11 protein-coding genes are annotated in these 14,536 nt (G+C 47.6%); 3 read left to right on the forward strand and 8 right to left on the reverse strand.

Translation table 11 applies throughout. From position 1 onward, the window contains the following. Nucleotides 1-307: 307 nt before the first annotated feature. The 4 genes from ABIE27_RS27860 to xylA all read right to left on the reverse strand — a co-directional run bounded on the left by ABIE27_RS27860 (nucleotide 308) and on the right by xylA (nucleotide 6,911). Nucleotides 308-2,569 (reverse strand): glycosyltransferase, encoded by a 2,262-nt coding sequence (locus ABIE27_RS27860; RefSeq protein ID WP_429352051.1) that lies wholly within the window; start codon nucleotides 2,567-2,569, stop codon nucleotides 308-310. Nucleotides 2,570-2,592: 23 nt separating this feature from the next. Beyond that, entirely contained in the window at nucleotides 2,593-3,381 is a 789-nt protein-coding gene (locus ABIE27_RS27865) for a glycosyltransferase family 2 protein (protein WP_240037049.1), read from the reverse strand. A 223-nt stretch (nucleotides 3,382-3,604) separates the two neighbouring features. Continuing rightward, nucleotides 3,605-5,098 (reverse strand): xylulokinase, encoded by a 1,494-nt coding sequence (gene xylB / locus ABIE27_RS27870; protein ID WP_123065874.1) that lies wholly within the window; start codon nucleotides 5,096-5,098, stop codon nucleotides 3,605-3,607. 496 nt (nucleotides 5,099-5,594) lie between these two features. After that, on the reverse strand, nucleotides 5,595-6,911 hold the full coding sequence (gene xylA, locus ABIE27_RS27875) for a xylose isomerase (RefSeq protein WP_123065876.1): 1,317 nt from the start codon (nucleotides 6,909-6,911) through the stop codon (nucleotides 5,595-5,597). A 214-nt stretch (nucleotides 6,912-7,125) separates the two neighbouring features. Here xylA and ABIE27_RS27880 point away from each other — a divergent pair, with 214 nt between their 5' ends. Both ABIE27_RS27880 and ABIE27_RS27885 read left to right on the forward strand, forming a co-directional pair. Continuing rightward, nucleotides 7,126-8,289 carry an ROK family protein gene (locus tag ABIE27_RS27880; RefSeq protein ID WP_429352052.1) on the forward strand — a complete coding sequence of 388 codons (1,164 nt, stop codon included), beginning with the start codon at nucleotides 7,126-7,128 and terminating at the stop codon, nucleotides 8,287-8,289. A 153-nt stretch (nucleotides 8,290-8,442) separates the two neighbouring features. Continuing rightward, complete coding sequence (locus ABIE27_RS27885; RefSeq protein ID WP_123065878.1) at nucleotides 8,443-8,640, forward strand: hypothetical protein; 198 nt, start codon at nucleotides 8,443-8,445, stop codon at nucleotides 8,638-8,640. 232 nt (nucleotides 8,641-8,872) lie between these two features. On the opposite strand, the gene ABIE27_RS27890 is transcribed toward ABIE27_RS27885, so the two are convergent. Together ABIE27_RS27890 and trxB are read right to left on the reverse strand one after the other, a co-directional pair. Beyond that, nucleotides 8,873-9,103 (reverse strand): glutaredoxin family protein, encoded by a 231-nt coding sequence (locus ABIE27_RS27890; protein ID WP_056693307.1) that lies wholly within the window; start codon nucleotides 9,101-9,103, stop codon nucleotides 8,873-8,875. 124 nt (nucleotides 9,104-9,227) lie between these two features. After that, nucleotides 9,228-10,169 carry a thioredoxin-disulfide reductase gene (trxB, locus tag ABIE27_RS27895; RefSeq protein ID WP_090924450.1) on the reverse strand — a complete coding sequence of 314 codons (942 nt, stop codon included), beginning with the start codon at nucleotides 10,167-10,169 and terminating at the stop codon, nucleotides 9,228-9,230. Nucleotides 10,170-10,426: 257 nt separating this feature from the next. Between trxB and ABIE27_RS27900 the strand changes: the two genes are divergently transcribed. Then, nucleotides 10,427-11,158 (forward strand): ZIP family metal transporter, encoded by a 732-nt coding sequence (locus tag ABIE27_RS27900; RefSeq protein WP_090924449.1) that lies wholly within the window; start codon nucleotides 10,427-10,429, stop codon nucleotides 11,156-11,158. A gap of 215 nt (nucleotides 11,159-11,373) precedes the next feature. Here ABIE27_RS27900 and ABIE27_RS27905 read toward each other — a convergent pair whose 3' ends face one another. Both ABIE27_RS27905 and ABIE27_RS27910 read right to left on the reverse strand, forming a co-directional pair. Continuing rightward, nucleotides 11,374-12,183 (reverse strand): alpha/beta fold hydrolase, encoded by an 810-nt coding sequence (locus ABIE27_RS27905; RefSeq protein WP_429352053.1) that lies wholly within the window; start codon nucleotides 12,181-12,183, stop codon nucleotides 11,374-11,376. A 181-nt stretch (nucleotides 12,184-12,364) separates the two neighbouring features. Continuing rightward, complete coding sequence (locus tag ABIE27_RS27910) at nucleotides 12,365-14,515, reverse strand: heavy metal translocating P-type ATPase (protein ID WP_429352055.1); 2,151 nt, start codon at nucleotides 14,513-14,515, stop codon at nucleotides 12,365-12,367. Nucleotides 14,516-14,536 lie beyond the last annotated feature (21 nt).

Here is a 14,536-nt window from a genome sequence, read left to right on the forward strand (position 1 = left end):
GCTCTTCCGCGAGATCCCCAAGCATCTTCGTTTGATTCTTGGGTAAATTTCACCGTTTGTTTCTTGAATTTTTCATTATAACGTTGCCAATTTTCTCCCCCTGTGGGCCCGTCTCCTTAATTCTGGTTTTAAAAATAGACACAAAAAAACCTCTTCATCGCGAAGAGGTGGACTCTGTTAACCTTAGGATTCATCCTAGTTTTTTGAATAAGAGGAGCTACAAATGCAACAATTTCCTTGCATTACATGCATTATGGCAACTAACGTGCTGATCATATATCGCTATTAAAGCCCGTTAAGCTAAACTCTATGCATTCTCCAATACGCTTTCCTTCGCCAAATCCTTAAAATATCGATCATTGTACAACATACTTGGGTGAGTAGGATGATAAGCTAGGGCAATGTCGTTGTGCTCCTTCGCTTTCGCTCGGTTGCCCATCCGATCATAACATACACATAGTTGCAGATGCGGCATCCAAGTCCACGCTGCTTCATTCAGTACAACCATCGGATCACCTGGACGGATCGCCTGCACGGCCTGTTCATACCAGAATATAGCTTGGCGGTAGTCTTCTCTATCTGCAAAATATCCCCCCAGTCGGCAGCACACCTCTGCTCTCGGCAAATCATAGGCAAAGGAACGGAACAACGCAGCTGCTTCCCGTTCCGGGCGTTTCAGTACTGCCTCGCAATCCGCAATTTTCTGGCAGGCTGCAATCCGATCCTCGACCCATCCCAGTCCGGTGTCCAGAAATTTCTCATAGTAGGTTATGGCTTCTTCGTGATAAGCATGGTCTTTCAGTTCATTGCCAAAATAATAGAGGTCACGCGGTGAGAAGTCTTCACCAGCCTGTTCCCGTTTGCGATATATTCTTAGGTTTCGATCTGTATACACCTTATCTTTCTTATGCGTCACAGCCACATCACTATGCAGCAAATTACCTGCTACAGCCAAGTATTCATGCACTGCTCCAATCCAGCGAAACTGGCGATCCCGCCGCACCAGACGATTTCGCCGCAGACTATACGCGACCTTGCCCTCTGGCGTGAAGGAAAGGTTGTAATCCATCGTTACACTGTCCACTGCCGGATCAAGCGACTGTTTCAATGCAATCAGTTTGGCGCGATCCTCTGGTTCAAACACATCATCCGCATCCAGCCATAATATATATTCGCAGGAGGCCTGATCAAAGGCAAAGTTCCGTGCCGCAGCAAAATCATCCACCCACTCAAAATCGAAAATACAGTCGGTGTACTGAGCCGCAATTTGCCTTGTGCGATCCGTGGAACCTGTGTCCACGATGACGATCTCATCGGCAATTCCTTTTACGGAGTCCAGACATCTGGCAAGGGAGGTTTCTTCATTTTTCACAATCATACATAAGCTAATACGAATGCTCTCTTCGCCTCGTCTAATTCTGCGGTTATAGGCCGCTGCCCCCGGCAAGTCGGACAAACGATAGATATGATAGGCTGGGTAGTGAGTGTCCACAAACAGTTGAAACCCGTACGCCTGAGCACGAATGCAGAAATGACGATCCTCTCCCCAAAAAGAAACATTCGGGATACGATCAAAATTCACTCCCGCTTCAAGTACAGATCGCCGAATTAGAGTACAAGCACCTAATCCACCCACCTCATAACAACCCGGAATACGCAGCTGGTTTAGAAAGGCACTCGCCTGGGCGTCTTCATCCTGCGCTTCTATGCCCGCAAGAGCTGACCCTCCCCGACGATAGAGTGCATACTCATCCTGAAGCCATACTTGCGGCATTTCCTTTGTTCCCGGTTGCCAGCTGGTCCAAAAAATATTGGATACAATCTCATTTTGGCTCGATACCAATTGTTCCAGCGTACGCGGGTGCAGCACCAGATCGGAATCGATCAGAAACACACCATCATAATGATGCTCACGTGCGTACTGTAAAATGTTATTTTTCAGCCTGGCCACTCGCCATACCTGTTCGTTTCTCCAGTAGTGACCACCTTCATCTTTGTTGTAGTTCCCTGGATCGTCCGCGTCCCCACTCTCCGTACCATTCAAATCGCGAGCATGAATCACCTTACCGTTATGGCGAAGTACAAAATCATGCAACATTTGGGATGAGGCTGCTTCCTCATTATCATCTACAAACAAACAGTCTGTACGCACCGTCTTTCGCTCAAGTCTTTGCAAGGAATCCAGAAATTCATTCAGAATAGCAGCTGTCTGCCGTACAGGACTAGCAATCAGGATACGCTCACGGGTGCTTTGCAGGATGTCCTCTTCCTCTTCCATTTTCTTGTCCTTTTCCTCTTCGCTTTGCTGTGGCTGTTGTTTTCCCTTCTGACCTGTCATTTGTTGGGGCTGTTCCACTTGCTTCTGTTCTTGTCCTTGTTCTTGTTCTTGTTCCGGGATTTGCTCTTGCTCCGGGGTTTGCTCTTGTTTGTGTACTCGCTCTTTTTTTTTTTCTTGTTTTATCCTTAACGTTTGCCCTGTCTCCTTCTCAGACTTGGATGGTATGGTATCCGCTGGCAGTTCATCTTGGATACTTTTGTTACTGCTTTTACGGTCTAGCGGTTCTTTCATCAATGAAGCTCACTCCCTTCCCCTTAATCAGACCATGGAATAAGCCGAGGCTCTGCATCCAATATCGATTCATATTGCTCTTTCCAGCCATACTGTGCTTCGGGGTCCAGTGTTTGGTATCTCTCATATTTGCGAACACGATCTTCTTCTCTTGCCCAGCCATAATGCTTCACTCGCGGGGTATGACAGGCATAGGGCAGATGCTGAATGCTCAACGGGAATCGTCCGCAATGCTGCGGTGTTTCCTTCCATTCATACACCATCCCGGGACGATACTTGATGAGAAAAGGCCGATAATACATATGTGCCTGCCAGTATGCATCCTCACGGTACGCAGTCTCACTCCACATATCATATAAACGGAAATAAATAGCTTCTTCCCATCCGCTTAAGATGTCATCCCGCAAAATCCCAAAATCCGGTGTTAAAACCTCGTCCGCATCCAGATTAAGAATCCACTCCGGGTTCGTTGAGAGGGTCTCCTCCCATTGTTGTTTTCGCAGAGTCACCTCATCGGAAAAACGCGAGACCGGATTCTGCACTAGTACAAGAGGAATACCTTGTAAAAGCTCTCTGCACATGGCGGCCGTCCCATCCGTACTTCCATCATCAATAATGACAGCCCGATCAATCCATGGACGATGTGTTACAAGTGCCTGCCTAAGATATCGCTTCTCCTCGTTGCATACAATCATGGATAAGGTGATATGTGGCCTTTGATTTACCAGTTGTTCCTTTCCCTGCCCATGATTCTGTTGCTCTTGCTCTTGCTCCTGTTCCTGTTCCTGCTCCTGTTGCTCCTGCTCTTCCAACCCCACACCCCCATGCTTCCGGTTCTTGTAGACGCAAACCCTCTATATCCAATCTATGCTAAGCTGGAATCCGGTTATGCAGGGCAAATGTGAGGTCCATAGAGTAAACAAAACAAAAAAGCACTCGCCTGCGCGAATGCTTCTCTAATGTTTCTTTTATCACAGCTTATGCTTTTATAGGCTTGTTCTGGAAATAGGATTGCTCCTGCTTCTCCATGGCGATTTAACGATATGCCGCCAAACGATCATTCAAGCCACGTGTCTGTCCGTACACCTCTTGATAAATGGCAAATAATCCGTCATAGACCGCTACCGTCTCCGGATTTGGTTCGTAGGACTTCGCTGGACGAATAAATGCCGCCGCACACTCTTGCAACGTCGGGAACCAGCCACTGCCATAAGCCGCCAGCATGGCTGCCCCCATCGCCGGACCTTGCTCACTCTCCAGCTTCACAATCGTTGCATTGAAAATGTCCGCTTGCATCTGCAGCCAAGCTTCGTTCTTCGCTCCGCCGCCAATGGAGATCACCTCATTGACCGTCTTGCCCGCACCACGCAAAATATCAATCGACTCACGTAACGAGAAGGTGATGCCTTCCATTACAGCACGTCCAAAATGCTCCAGCTTATGTCCGGCATCCATGCCGATAAAACTGCCTCGAATATTCGCATCAGGGTGAGGTGTGCGCTCCCCTACGATATATGGCGTGAACAGCAGACCGTTGCTTCCTGCCGGAATCTGGTCGATTCCCTGCAAAAGCACATCGAATGATTTGTCTGCTGCAAAGGTGTCTTTGAACCAGGAGAGACTGTATCCCGCCGCAAGCGTTACACCCATAATATAGAAGGCATCTTTCTCCCCGTGATTAAAAAAGTGCACTTTTCCTTCGAAATCGAGATCCTTACGTTCTTCGTACGAGAGAACGACCCCAGACGTACCGATGCTGCACATCGTCTGTCCTTCACTTAGTATGCCTGCGCCAATTGCACCGCAAGCATTATCGGCACCGCCAGCAAATACTTTAGTTACTGACGCCAAGCCTGTTTGCTCTGCAATCTCAGGCAATAAGGTGCCGACTTCGTCAAAAGATTCAACTAGGCGCGGGCAAAGTGACATCGGCAGATTAAATGCCGATGCGATCTCCGTGCTCCATTGTTTGCCTGCCACATCCAGCAGCAACGTACCCGCTGCATCGGAATAATCCATCGCGTAATCGCCAGTCAGGCGATAACGGACGTAGTCTTTTGGCAACAAGAACAAGGACGCTTGTTCCAGCAATTCAGGTTCATTTTCCTGCACCCACAAGATTTTAGGCAGCGTAAAACCTTCCAATGCACGGTTCCGGGCAATGCTGAGCAACTTGCTGTCAAGCACCTTCTCAATCCGGCGGCACTGAGCTGTCGTTCGGGTATCGTTCCACAGGATGGCATTGCGCAGTGGTTTACCTTCTGCATCCACCAGCACCAGCCCGTGCATCTGACCGGAGAAGCTTAATCCTTCAATCTCGGAAGGTTGCACGCCCGATACTTCCAATAGCTTGCGAAGCGATAAAATCGTCTGCTCCACCCAATCCTCTGGATTTTGTTCACTATATCCAGCTTTAGGCTGATACAACGGATAAGCCTCCGATGCTTCAAATGCCACTTTACCTTCTCGATTGACCAAAACGGTCTTGACTGCACTTGTTCCGAGATCGACGCCAATTACATAACTCATAAGTATACTCCTTTCGTTTATACAGGATTGAAACCTTAGTGGACATGGAAGGTCACTCCGTGTGCAGAAAGCCCTTCGATCTCCCTTACCCCCGGATTTCCTCACTTCCCCCTTTTCAAGGGTGAAATCCGGTTGTAAATGCGTAGCATATGCTTACGATGTCAGCTTTCCTCCTGAAAGCTTTCAGCTCCGCTTCTCCGGGTCTTTTCTGCCCACTCCGTTTCTGCATGCCCCTTGTAACGTTGCTTTCAAACGGTACAACCGTACTCGTTTGCGGCAAATTGGGCTTCAATGACAACAAACCGTCCCCGCCTTCCCAGAGGAAAGCGGGGACGGTTTGAATGTCACGCTTATTCAACGTCCAGGGTGCAACATACTTTTGCACCGAGTAGGAAGAGGTATGATTCCTATTTTATCTGCGGCAATGATCTAGTCATAGGCAGTTCGTTCGGACATGAATCTACTCTTCCTCTAAGACTGTTATTAAAGACTGCTATTAGTCAGCCAGGATGTATTGATTGAGTTTTGCTCTCAGCAATTCCTGACGTCCGGATTGGTTTTTGCGTGGATTTTCGTTGTTCAGTGCATACTCAGCGAGAGAAGCAAGTGTAGCTTTACCTGCAACAACATCTGCACCGATGCCTTCGTTGAAGCTGCTGTAACGTTGCTCGATGAATTCATCGAATACACGGTCTTCGATCAGCTTGGAAGCTACTTTCAGACCTTTCGCATACGTATCCATACCTGCGATGTGAGCCAGGAACAGATCCTCAGGTTCGAAGGAGCCACGGCGAACTTTAGCGTCAAAGTTTACGCCACCTTTGCCCAGACCGCCGTTTTTCAACACTTCATACATGGTCAGAGTAGCATCATACATATCAACCGGGAACTCGTCCGTATCCCAGCCAATCAGCAGATCGCCTTGGTTTGCATCCAGGGAACCGAGCATGCCGTTGATACGTGCTACGCGGATTTCATGGTCAAATGTGTGACCAGCCAGCGTTGCATGGTTCGCTTCAAGGTTCAGCTTGAACTGTTTGTCGAGATCATATTTTTGCAAGAATGCAATGGAAGTTGCTGCGTCAAAGTCATATTGGTGTTTCGTTGGCTCTTTAGGTTTAGGCTCGATCAGAAACTGAGCGTCAAAGCCGATTTCTTTTGCATAATCAACAGCCATGTGGAACATACGAGCAATGTTGTCTTGTTCCAGTTGCATATCCGTGTTCAGCAATGTGTCGTAACCTTCACGACCACCCCAGAAGACATAGTTTTCTGCACCGAGACGTTTACCTACTTCCAGGCCTTTTTTGATCTGTGCTGCTGCGTGAGCATATACATCTGCGTTGCAAGTGGATGCTGCACCAAACATGAAACGTGGGTTGGAGAACATGTTAGCCGTGTTCCACAGCAGCTTTTTGCCGCTTGCTTTCATGTGCTCTTCCAACAGATCAACGATCGTATCGATGTTGCTGTAGAATTCACGCAGTGATGCGCCTTCTGGAGCCACGTCTACATCGTGGAAACAGTAGTATGGGAGATTCATTTTTTCCATGAATTCAAAAGCCGCTTCTACACGAACTTTCGCTTTATCCAGACCGGAGTAGCTATCCCATGAACGTACCGCTGTTTCAGCACCGAACGGGTCACTGCCGCCTGCAGTTAATGTATGCCAGTAAGCCATACCGAAACGGAAGTGTTCTTCCATCGTTTTGCCAGCGACAACTTCTTGTGGATTATAATGTTTAAAAGCAAATGGATTCTTGGAATCTTTACCTTCGAATGCAATCTTATTAACGGATTCAAAATAGGCCATGTGATAAATGCCTCCTCAAAAGTTTTAAAAAGAGTTTGTTTAAGAAATCGTTTACACCGTTATCCTAACACATCCATTTTACTTTGTCTATTGGTTAAACAAAGTAAAAATAAAATTGTTTTTTCCCGGTTCGTTTACGCTATAATAGTCGAATAGCTTCTTAGCGGATATACATGAAATCCTTTGTTACAAAGAATAGGAGTGCCTTAACGATATGAAAATTACCGGAGACCAGATGCTGGTCAAAAAAATAAACAAGTCGATCGTACTGGATACGATTCGCCGTCACGCCCCCCTTTCCCGGGCCAAATTGTCTGAAGTGACCGGCCTCAACAAAGCAACGGTTTCCAATCTGGTGGCGGATTTGATCAGCGATGAGTTAGTGCAGGAGATTGGACCCGGAGAATCCAGCGGTGGACGCAAACCTCTAATGTTGCTTTTCCGAGGTACGGCTGGATATGCGGTTGGCCTGGAATTGAGCGTAACCCGTTTGAAAGGTGTGCTCACTGATCTTGAAGGCCATATCGTCGCCGAATATGCCCTTAATCTGGAGCAGCATGACGCAGCGTCTGTATTTGAACAATTAAAGCTGGCTGCGAGTCACCTGATGAAGCAGGCTCCCCCCTCTCCACACGGCGTCATAGGCATTGGCATCGGCGTTCCAGGGATGGTGGATGAACAAGGCACCGTGCTGTTTGCGCCCAACTTGAAGTGGGAGATGGTACCCTTGCGAGCCATGATGGAAGAAAGCTTCAACTTGCCTGTCACCATAGATAACGAGGCCAACGCGGGAGCGCGTGGTGAATTGAATTTCGGTGCAGGTGTTGGTGTGCGTCATCTGATCTATATCAGTGCAGGGATCGGGATTGGTTCAGGCATTATGGTTGATGGTGAATTATATAAGGGTGCTTGGGGATACGCTGGTGAGACTGGACATATGTCCATTGAAGCAGAGGGTCTGCCTTGTTCTTGCGGAAATCGGGGATGCTGGGAGTTATATGCCTCGGAAAAAGTATACGAACACCCGGATCAGCAGCACCTGCCTGCATATACGACCAAAGAACTGATTGAACACGCCCAGAATGGACACCAGGACGTGATAGCCTTATACGACATCATTGGACGCAAGCTAGGTGTGGGTATTACCAACATCGTTAATAGCTTTAACCCGGAACGTATTATTATTGGAGGGCCGCTTTCGGAGGCTAAACCTTGGATTGAATCCGCACTCAAACAGGTGGTCGAGGAACGTACGCTGCCTTATCACCGTCGAAGTCTGCAAGTCGAATGGGCTGCACTCGGTAGCCGTTCAACTCGAATAGGGGCAGCATATTCAGCAATATCCCAATTTTTAGGAAATGTAAGGGTTTCTGTTTAATATTTAGCTAAAAATCATTAAAATTGACAAGATTTCGCCCCATTTCCTCCCTTTTTGTTAAAGAAATCCAGAGGTATAATGAGATTATGTGATTTTTGTCATGGCAGCGTTCTCGTTGCCGTGTTATCCGATAATGAAACGGAGTGAAAACTCGTGACCTACGTGGATACATCAGATATCTCGGCGCCAGTATTTGTCACCGTACTCCTGTTCCTGATTGTGCTTGCGCCCCTGTTCAGCCTGGGCATACTTCGATTTTTTCAGAGCAAAAAGAAGGCTGGTTTCATGTACATGTTGTCAGGTTTACTGGTGTATGTCGTATTTCAGACGTGTATGAGTATTTTTTTCTAGCTCAAAAAGAAGACGCTTATGCGCAATGTCCTTACATTCAGACGTTGCCTTACGCGTCTTCTTTTTTTGTTACTTTTACATTCCTTCTAAAAATGTAAAAACAGAAAAACCGTACCTCATCAGGTACGGTTTTTCTTCTCTTCACTTCTATATTCAAACGGCTCGCGCGAACCGGAATAGCTTCAATTCTGTTAAACTACATAGCCAGCAACCATAGCTAGCCAAGCATGAATTAAGCGTCCAACGCTTTAGCAAATTGTGTTTTGTTCATACCCAGAATGCGGTGTTCACCGATTACAGTCAAAGGAACTGCGCGTACGCCCATATCCCATACTTGTTGTGCGAACTCGTCGCTTGTCTCGATGTTGCGCTCTTCGTAAGCAATGCCTTTATCAGCCAGGAAAGACTTCACGGATTTGCAGTTCGGGCAGTTGGTGGATGTGTATACAATTACGTTTTCCATGTTCGATTCACCTCATAATGATTATTTGATTTATATCGTTAATTATTAATAAGCTTAAAAAAGCACTGTTCAAACACTGGAGTTACAGCTTTTTAATCCAAAGTCCTTTAATGCCAACTCCGAATTACAACGCTACTGCGCTGTGCTCCAGGCTTTCAATGAATTTCTCGGTGTCCATCGCAGCCATACATCCGCTTCCTGCTGCTGTAATCGCTTGTTTATAGCGTGTATCCTGAACGTCACCACATGCGAATACGCCTGGGATGTTTGTTTCAGAAGTACCTGGAGTTGTCAAAATGTAACCATGCTCGTCTGTAGTAATCTGACCACCCAAGAAACCAGTGTTTGGTGTGTGACCAATCGCTACAAATACGCCGCTTGCCGGAATCACTTCTTCTTCACCGGTTGCATTGTTGAGCACTTTCAAGCCAGTTACGCCGTTGTCGCCAGCAATCACTTCAAGTGGCGTGCGGTTCAGCGCCATTTCTACTTTCTCGTTGCTGCGTGCACGATCTTGCATGATTTTGGAGCCGCGCAGTTCTTCACGACGGTGCACCAGCGTTACTTTGGAACCGAAACGGGACAAGAAGCTTGCTTCTTCCAATGCGGAATCGCCGCCGCCGATAACGATAATCTCTTTGTTCCGGAAGAAGAATCCGTCACATGTCGCACAAGTGCTGACACCGCGGCCCACGTTTGTTTCTTCTCCTGGGATACCCAAATATTTAGCAGATGCGCCTGTAGACAAGATCAACGTTTCGGATACAAGTTCTCCCATACCTTCGACTTGAATTTTGAAAGGACGCTCGCTCATGTCGATGTTGTTTACCCAGCCCGTACGGAATTCTGCGCCAAAACGCTCTGCTTGCTTACGCATATTGTCCATCAGTTCAGGGCCCATGATGCCATCAGGGAAACCCGGGAAGTTCTCCACTTCTGTCGTTGTTGTCAGCTGTCCGCCAGGTTGCGGTCCTTCAATAACGAGTGGGTTCAAGTTGGCGCGTGCCAGATAGATTGCTGCTGTCAGCCCTGCAGGGCCTGTTCCAATAATAATTGATTTATACATGTATAGTTCCTCCCCCATGTTCTGCAAAAAGATCAAGCCCTCCGGCATCAAAAGCGCGAGCCTTTGCATACACTAGAACGGATAGCCCACATCATGTCCATCAGAGCTGCCTGCGAATATGACGATTTGCCTATGCAGAAACGGAATTCTAATTTATAATCATTCTAATCTGTTGTTCATTATGATCTCTTTTATGTACGGTGTCAATGCTCGGCAGCGATTATGAAGAAGTCTTCATCAGGAGGGAAAATGGAAGCATGAACGACGCTCTACTCGGCAGTATTATTTCGGCCATGTCTACCGGACTTGGGGCCGTACCGATCTTATTTATGCGTAAAATATCACATCGTCTGCGCGACATTTTACTCGCTTACGCAGCGGGTATTATGACCTCGGCCTCGGTGTACAATCTCATTCCCGAAGCACTGGGACAATCTAATCTATTTGTTCTTGCTTTTGGCATTATGCTCGGTAGCTTGGTTCTGCTGGTGCTGGAGATGCGTATTCCGCACGTAGATCTGGAGAATCCCGAAAAGATGCCTTTCAAAATTGAAGGCAAAGCCTTTATGATTATCGCAGCTATTACGATGCATAACTTGCCGGAGGGCTTGTCCGTCGGTGTAAGTTACGCTAGTACGGATGAGAACTTAGGAAATCTGATCGCCTTTTCCATAGGATTACAAAATGCACCGGAAGGATTTCTGGTCGCTCTCTTTCTCGTCAATCAGAACATCGGTCGCTTCAAGGCACTTGGCATCGCAACACTGACTGGGGCTGTAGAGATTATAACGGCCATGATCGGATATACGCTCAGTAGTCTCGTTGCTGGGCTGGTGCCATATGGTCTTGCTTTTGCAGCAGGCGCGATGATGTTCATCGTGTACAAAGAGCTCATCCCTGAGAGTCACGGTGACGGCAATGCACGCGCAGCAACAATCTCCTTCCTGTTTGGTCTGATTACGATGATCGGACTAACCGAGCTATTTTAAATTGGTGCACAAGGTGAGCAGCTAAAAAAAGCTAAAAGATTCTGCAGATAGCGAACAAGAAATTACGCAATACAATATGTAAAGCAAAAGAACCCAGACCACAGCTCATGCTGAAGTTGGGTTCTTTTTTTAGCCACAAATGAAGATTCCATGAAATTGCTGAAATTGCTGAAATCATCTATAAGGCAATTTATATTTTCTTTTTATCCAAACGATCAAGATTGAATAAATCGAATCAGTTCGGCATTGTATTTTTCCAATTCATCATAAAATGCACCGTGTCCACTCTCTTCAAACACAACCAATTCGGCCGCAGGAATCGCTTTTTGCATCTCTTCAGCGAATTCGAACGGGCAGATTTCATCTTTTTTACCGTGGAAAATGGCTGTAGGCACCTGAATTGTTTCTAGTTCCCCGCGCAAATCCTCATCGCGCAGCGCCATCGCACTGCTGATCGTGCCATAAGACGAAGCCTCCATGCCGAGTGCATGGAACCACTGCATGAATGGCTGGCTGTGTTCTTTTGCAAAAAACATCCCGCCGAACGTATCCAGCAGCTTCGCCCGATCTGTAAAAATCGGCTCAATAATCTGCTCATTCAGCTCATCTGGCGTCAAGCCGTACGGATACCCGTCACGCTGTGTAAATACAGGAGCCGCTGCCGATAGCAAAGCCAGCTTCGATACCCCGTGCCCCTCATGACGCGCCATGTAATGTGCCGCGATAGCACCACCCATGGAGAAACCAGCGAGTACGGCATCTGTCAGTCCCAGATCGTCAATAACAGCACGAACATCGTCTGCCATGCGGTCATAGTCATATCCAATAGATGGCTTATCGGATAAACCGTAACCTCTGAAATCCATTGCAATGGTGCGAATTCCGTGGTTCGGCAACACATTCAATTGGTATTCAAACATTTTATAATTGACAGGCCAGCCGTGCAAAAACAGTACCGGAGTCCCTTCACCAATATCTTCAACATATACTTTTACATTTGGTTCAACTTGTACGTAACGGTCCATTGTTCACAGCTCCCTTATCATTAGTAATGATCGTTAATAAGAAACGTTATATTGTCTCTTCGACTATTTACCCTCTGACCACAGGTTCAAACGGAGCTGCCAGACTGTATCAATTAAACCTCAATGTGATTCACATGTTCATGCTTTTACACGGATACTCGTTATGCTCTTTCAGCTCAACTTAACGCAACAGCCGAAGTCCATTCAAAATTACCAGAATCGTACTACCTTCATGACCAATGACACCAAGCGGCAAAGCAACATCTTGCAGGAAATTGCCTGCGATTAACGCCAGAATGACCGTAATGGCAAACCACATATTGTGTCTCACCGTGCGTTCTGCTCGCCGAGCCTGCCCGATTACCCACGCAATCTCTTCGATATTGTCATTCATAAGCACCGCATCAGCTACCTCGATTGCTGTCCCACTGCCTGACAATCCCATGCCCATCCCCACCGTTGCTGCTGCAAGTGCTGGCGCATCATTGACCCCGTCACCAACCATGAGCACATGACCATATTGCTCGCGAAGCGCCTGCACCTGTTTGACCTTATCTTGAGGCAGCAAGTCCGCATAGATCAGGCTAACCCCGGTTTCGCGAGCAATGACCGAGGCTGAACGAGCGCGGTCGCCGGTTAACATCGCTACTTTGACGCCCATACTCTCCAGCTTTTGCACGGCAGCAGCCGCCTGTGGACGGATCATATCCCGCATCGCAATCAACCCCGCAAACTCACCATTGAGCGTTACAACAGATATCGTTTTCCCTTCCTGCTCCAGTTGGGTACATACCGCTTCCCAGTCCGCGGCACTGTTTACGGTTACTTCATCGACTGTGGTCTCCAAGGCAGTCTCTCTCTTGGATTCTGGCATTACAGCCAGTGTTTCCGTAGCTTCTCTCTTTTCCGTCGTTTGCATCATCTCTGATTCCTGTACCTCTTGCATTCCATTTTTCTCTTGATTATGTTGCTTCTCCTGCATCTCTTGCATCTTTTGTGTACCTTGTATCGATTGAAGCCACGTTGCTCCATCCAGTCGGCCAATCTTCCATACGACGCCGTTTACGGTTCCCTCAATACCATGTCCCGTAATGGATTGAACCTGCTCTGCTTCTTGTAGAGGCAAGTTCTCCTTGTTGGCCCGCTCCACAATAGCCTGGGCAAGAGGATGCATCGAGAGATTCTCTATGGACGCCACCGCAGATAATAATTGTTCTCTGCTTACGTTAGAAGTGGTCAGAATATCCGTTACTTGCGGCGTTCCCATAGTGAGTGTACCTGTTTTGTCAAAAGCAACCACCTTGGTTTGAGCGATATTCTCCATATGTGCCCCTCCCTTGAACAAAATACCGCGGCGGGCACTGCTGGACATTGCAGACAGCATGACAGGCATGATGGACGACACGAGCGCACAAGGGGAAGCCACCACAAGAAAAACCATCGCTTTGTAGAAAGCCTCATTCCACGTCCACCCCAAGAGCAGCGGGGTTCCTACAATAACAAGGAGTGTAACCCCTACTACAATGCGTGCATAGATGCCTTCAAAACGTTCCATAAAACGCTGTGAATCCGGCACCTCGGCTTGCGCTTCCTCCACCAATTTGATGATTTTCCCGAACAAAGATCCTGCAGCCGACTTCGTGACCTCGATATATAATGCCCCTTCACCGTTCACGGTGCCTGCGTAAACTTCGTCGCCTTCACTTTTATCCACTGGCATGGATTCACCGGTAATCGACGATTGGTTAATAAAAGAACTTCCCCGATAGACTACACCATCCGCAGGAATCAGCTCCCCCGGTTTTACCAGCAGCAGATCACCCGACTTCAATTCCTCAATAGCCACCACATTCATCTGCCCATCCTCGAGCCGCAGTGCTGTCTCCGGTTTCAGTGCCATCAAAGAAGAAATGTCTTTGTGACTGCGCTCCGTCGCGTAACTTTCCAATGCACCACTGAGAGCAAAAATAAAGATCAGCATCGCGCCTTCATTCCAGTAGCCAATCGTTGCTGCCCCGAGTGATGCGGCAATCATCAGCAGGTTGACATCCAGATCGCGATCCTTAACCAAGGTTTCGACGCCTTCCTTGGCCTTTGTCCAGCCACCAATGGCATAAGCGGCGATGTAGAGTATTACAGACAAGGTGGAAAAATAAGGAGCCATTCCCCATGCAATGAGCATCATAATGCCGCTGCCCAGCGCCGCCTGCATCTCCTTGTTCTGCAGCATCGCGCGGAAGTTCGGTTTCTTGCCCCGGTTGGGGCCAGGAGTTTGGGCGGACTTCTGTTTGGCTTGCTGTTTTCCTTGTAAAGGCTGATGTATCGCTTGCATATAAATCACATTCCCTTCGTA

It is taken from the genome of Paenibacillus sp. 4624 (assembly GCF_050435065.1).
Taxonomy (GTDB): Bacteria; Bacillota; Bacilli; order Paenibacillales; family Paenibacillaceae; genus Paenibacillus; species Paenibacillus amylolyticus_D.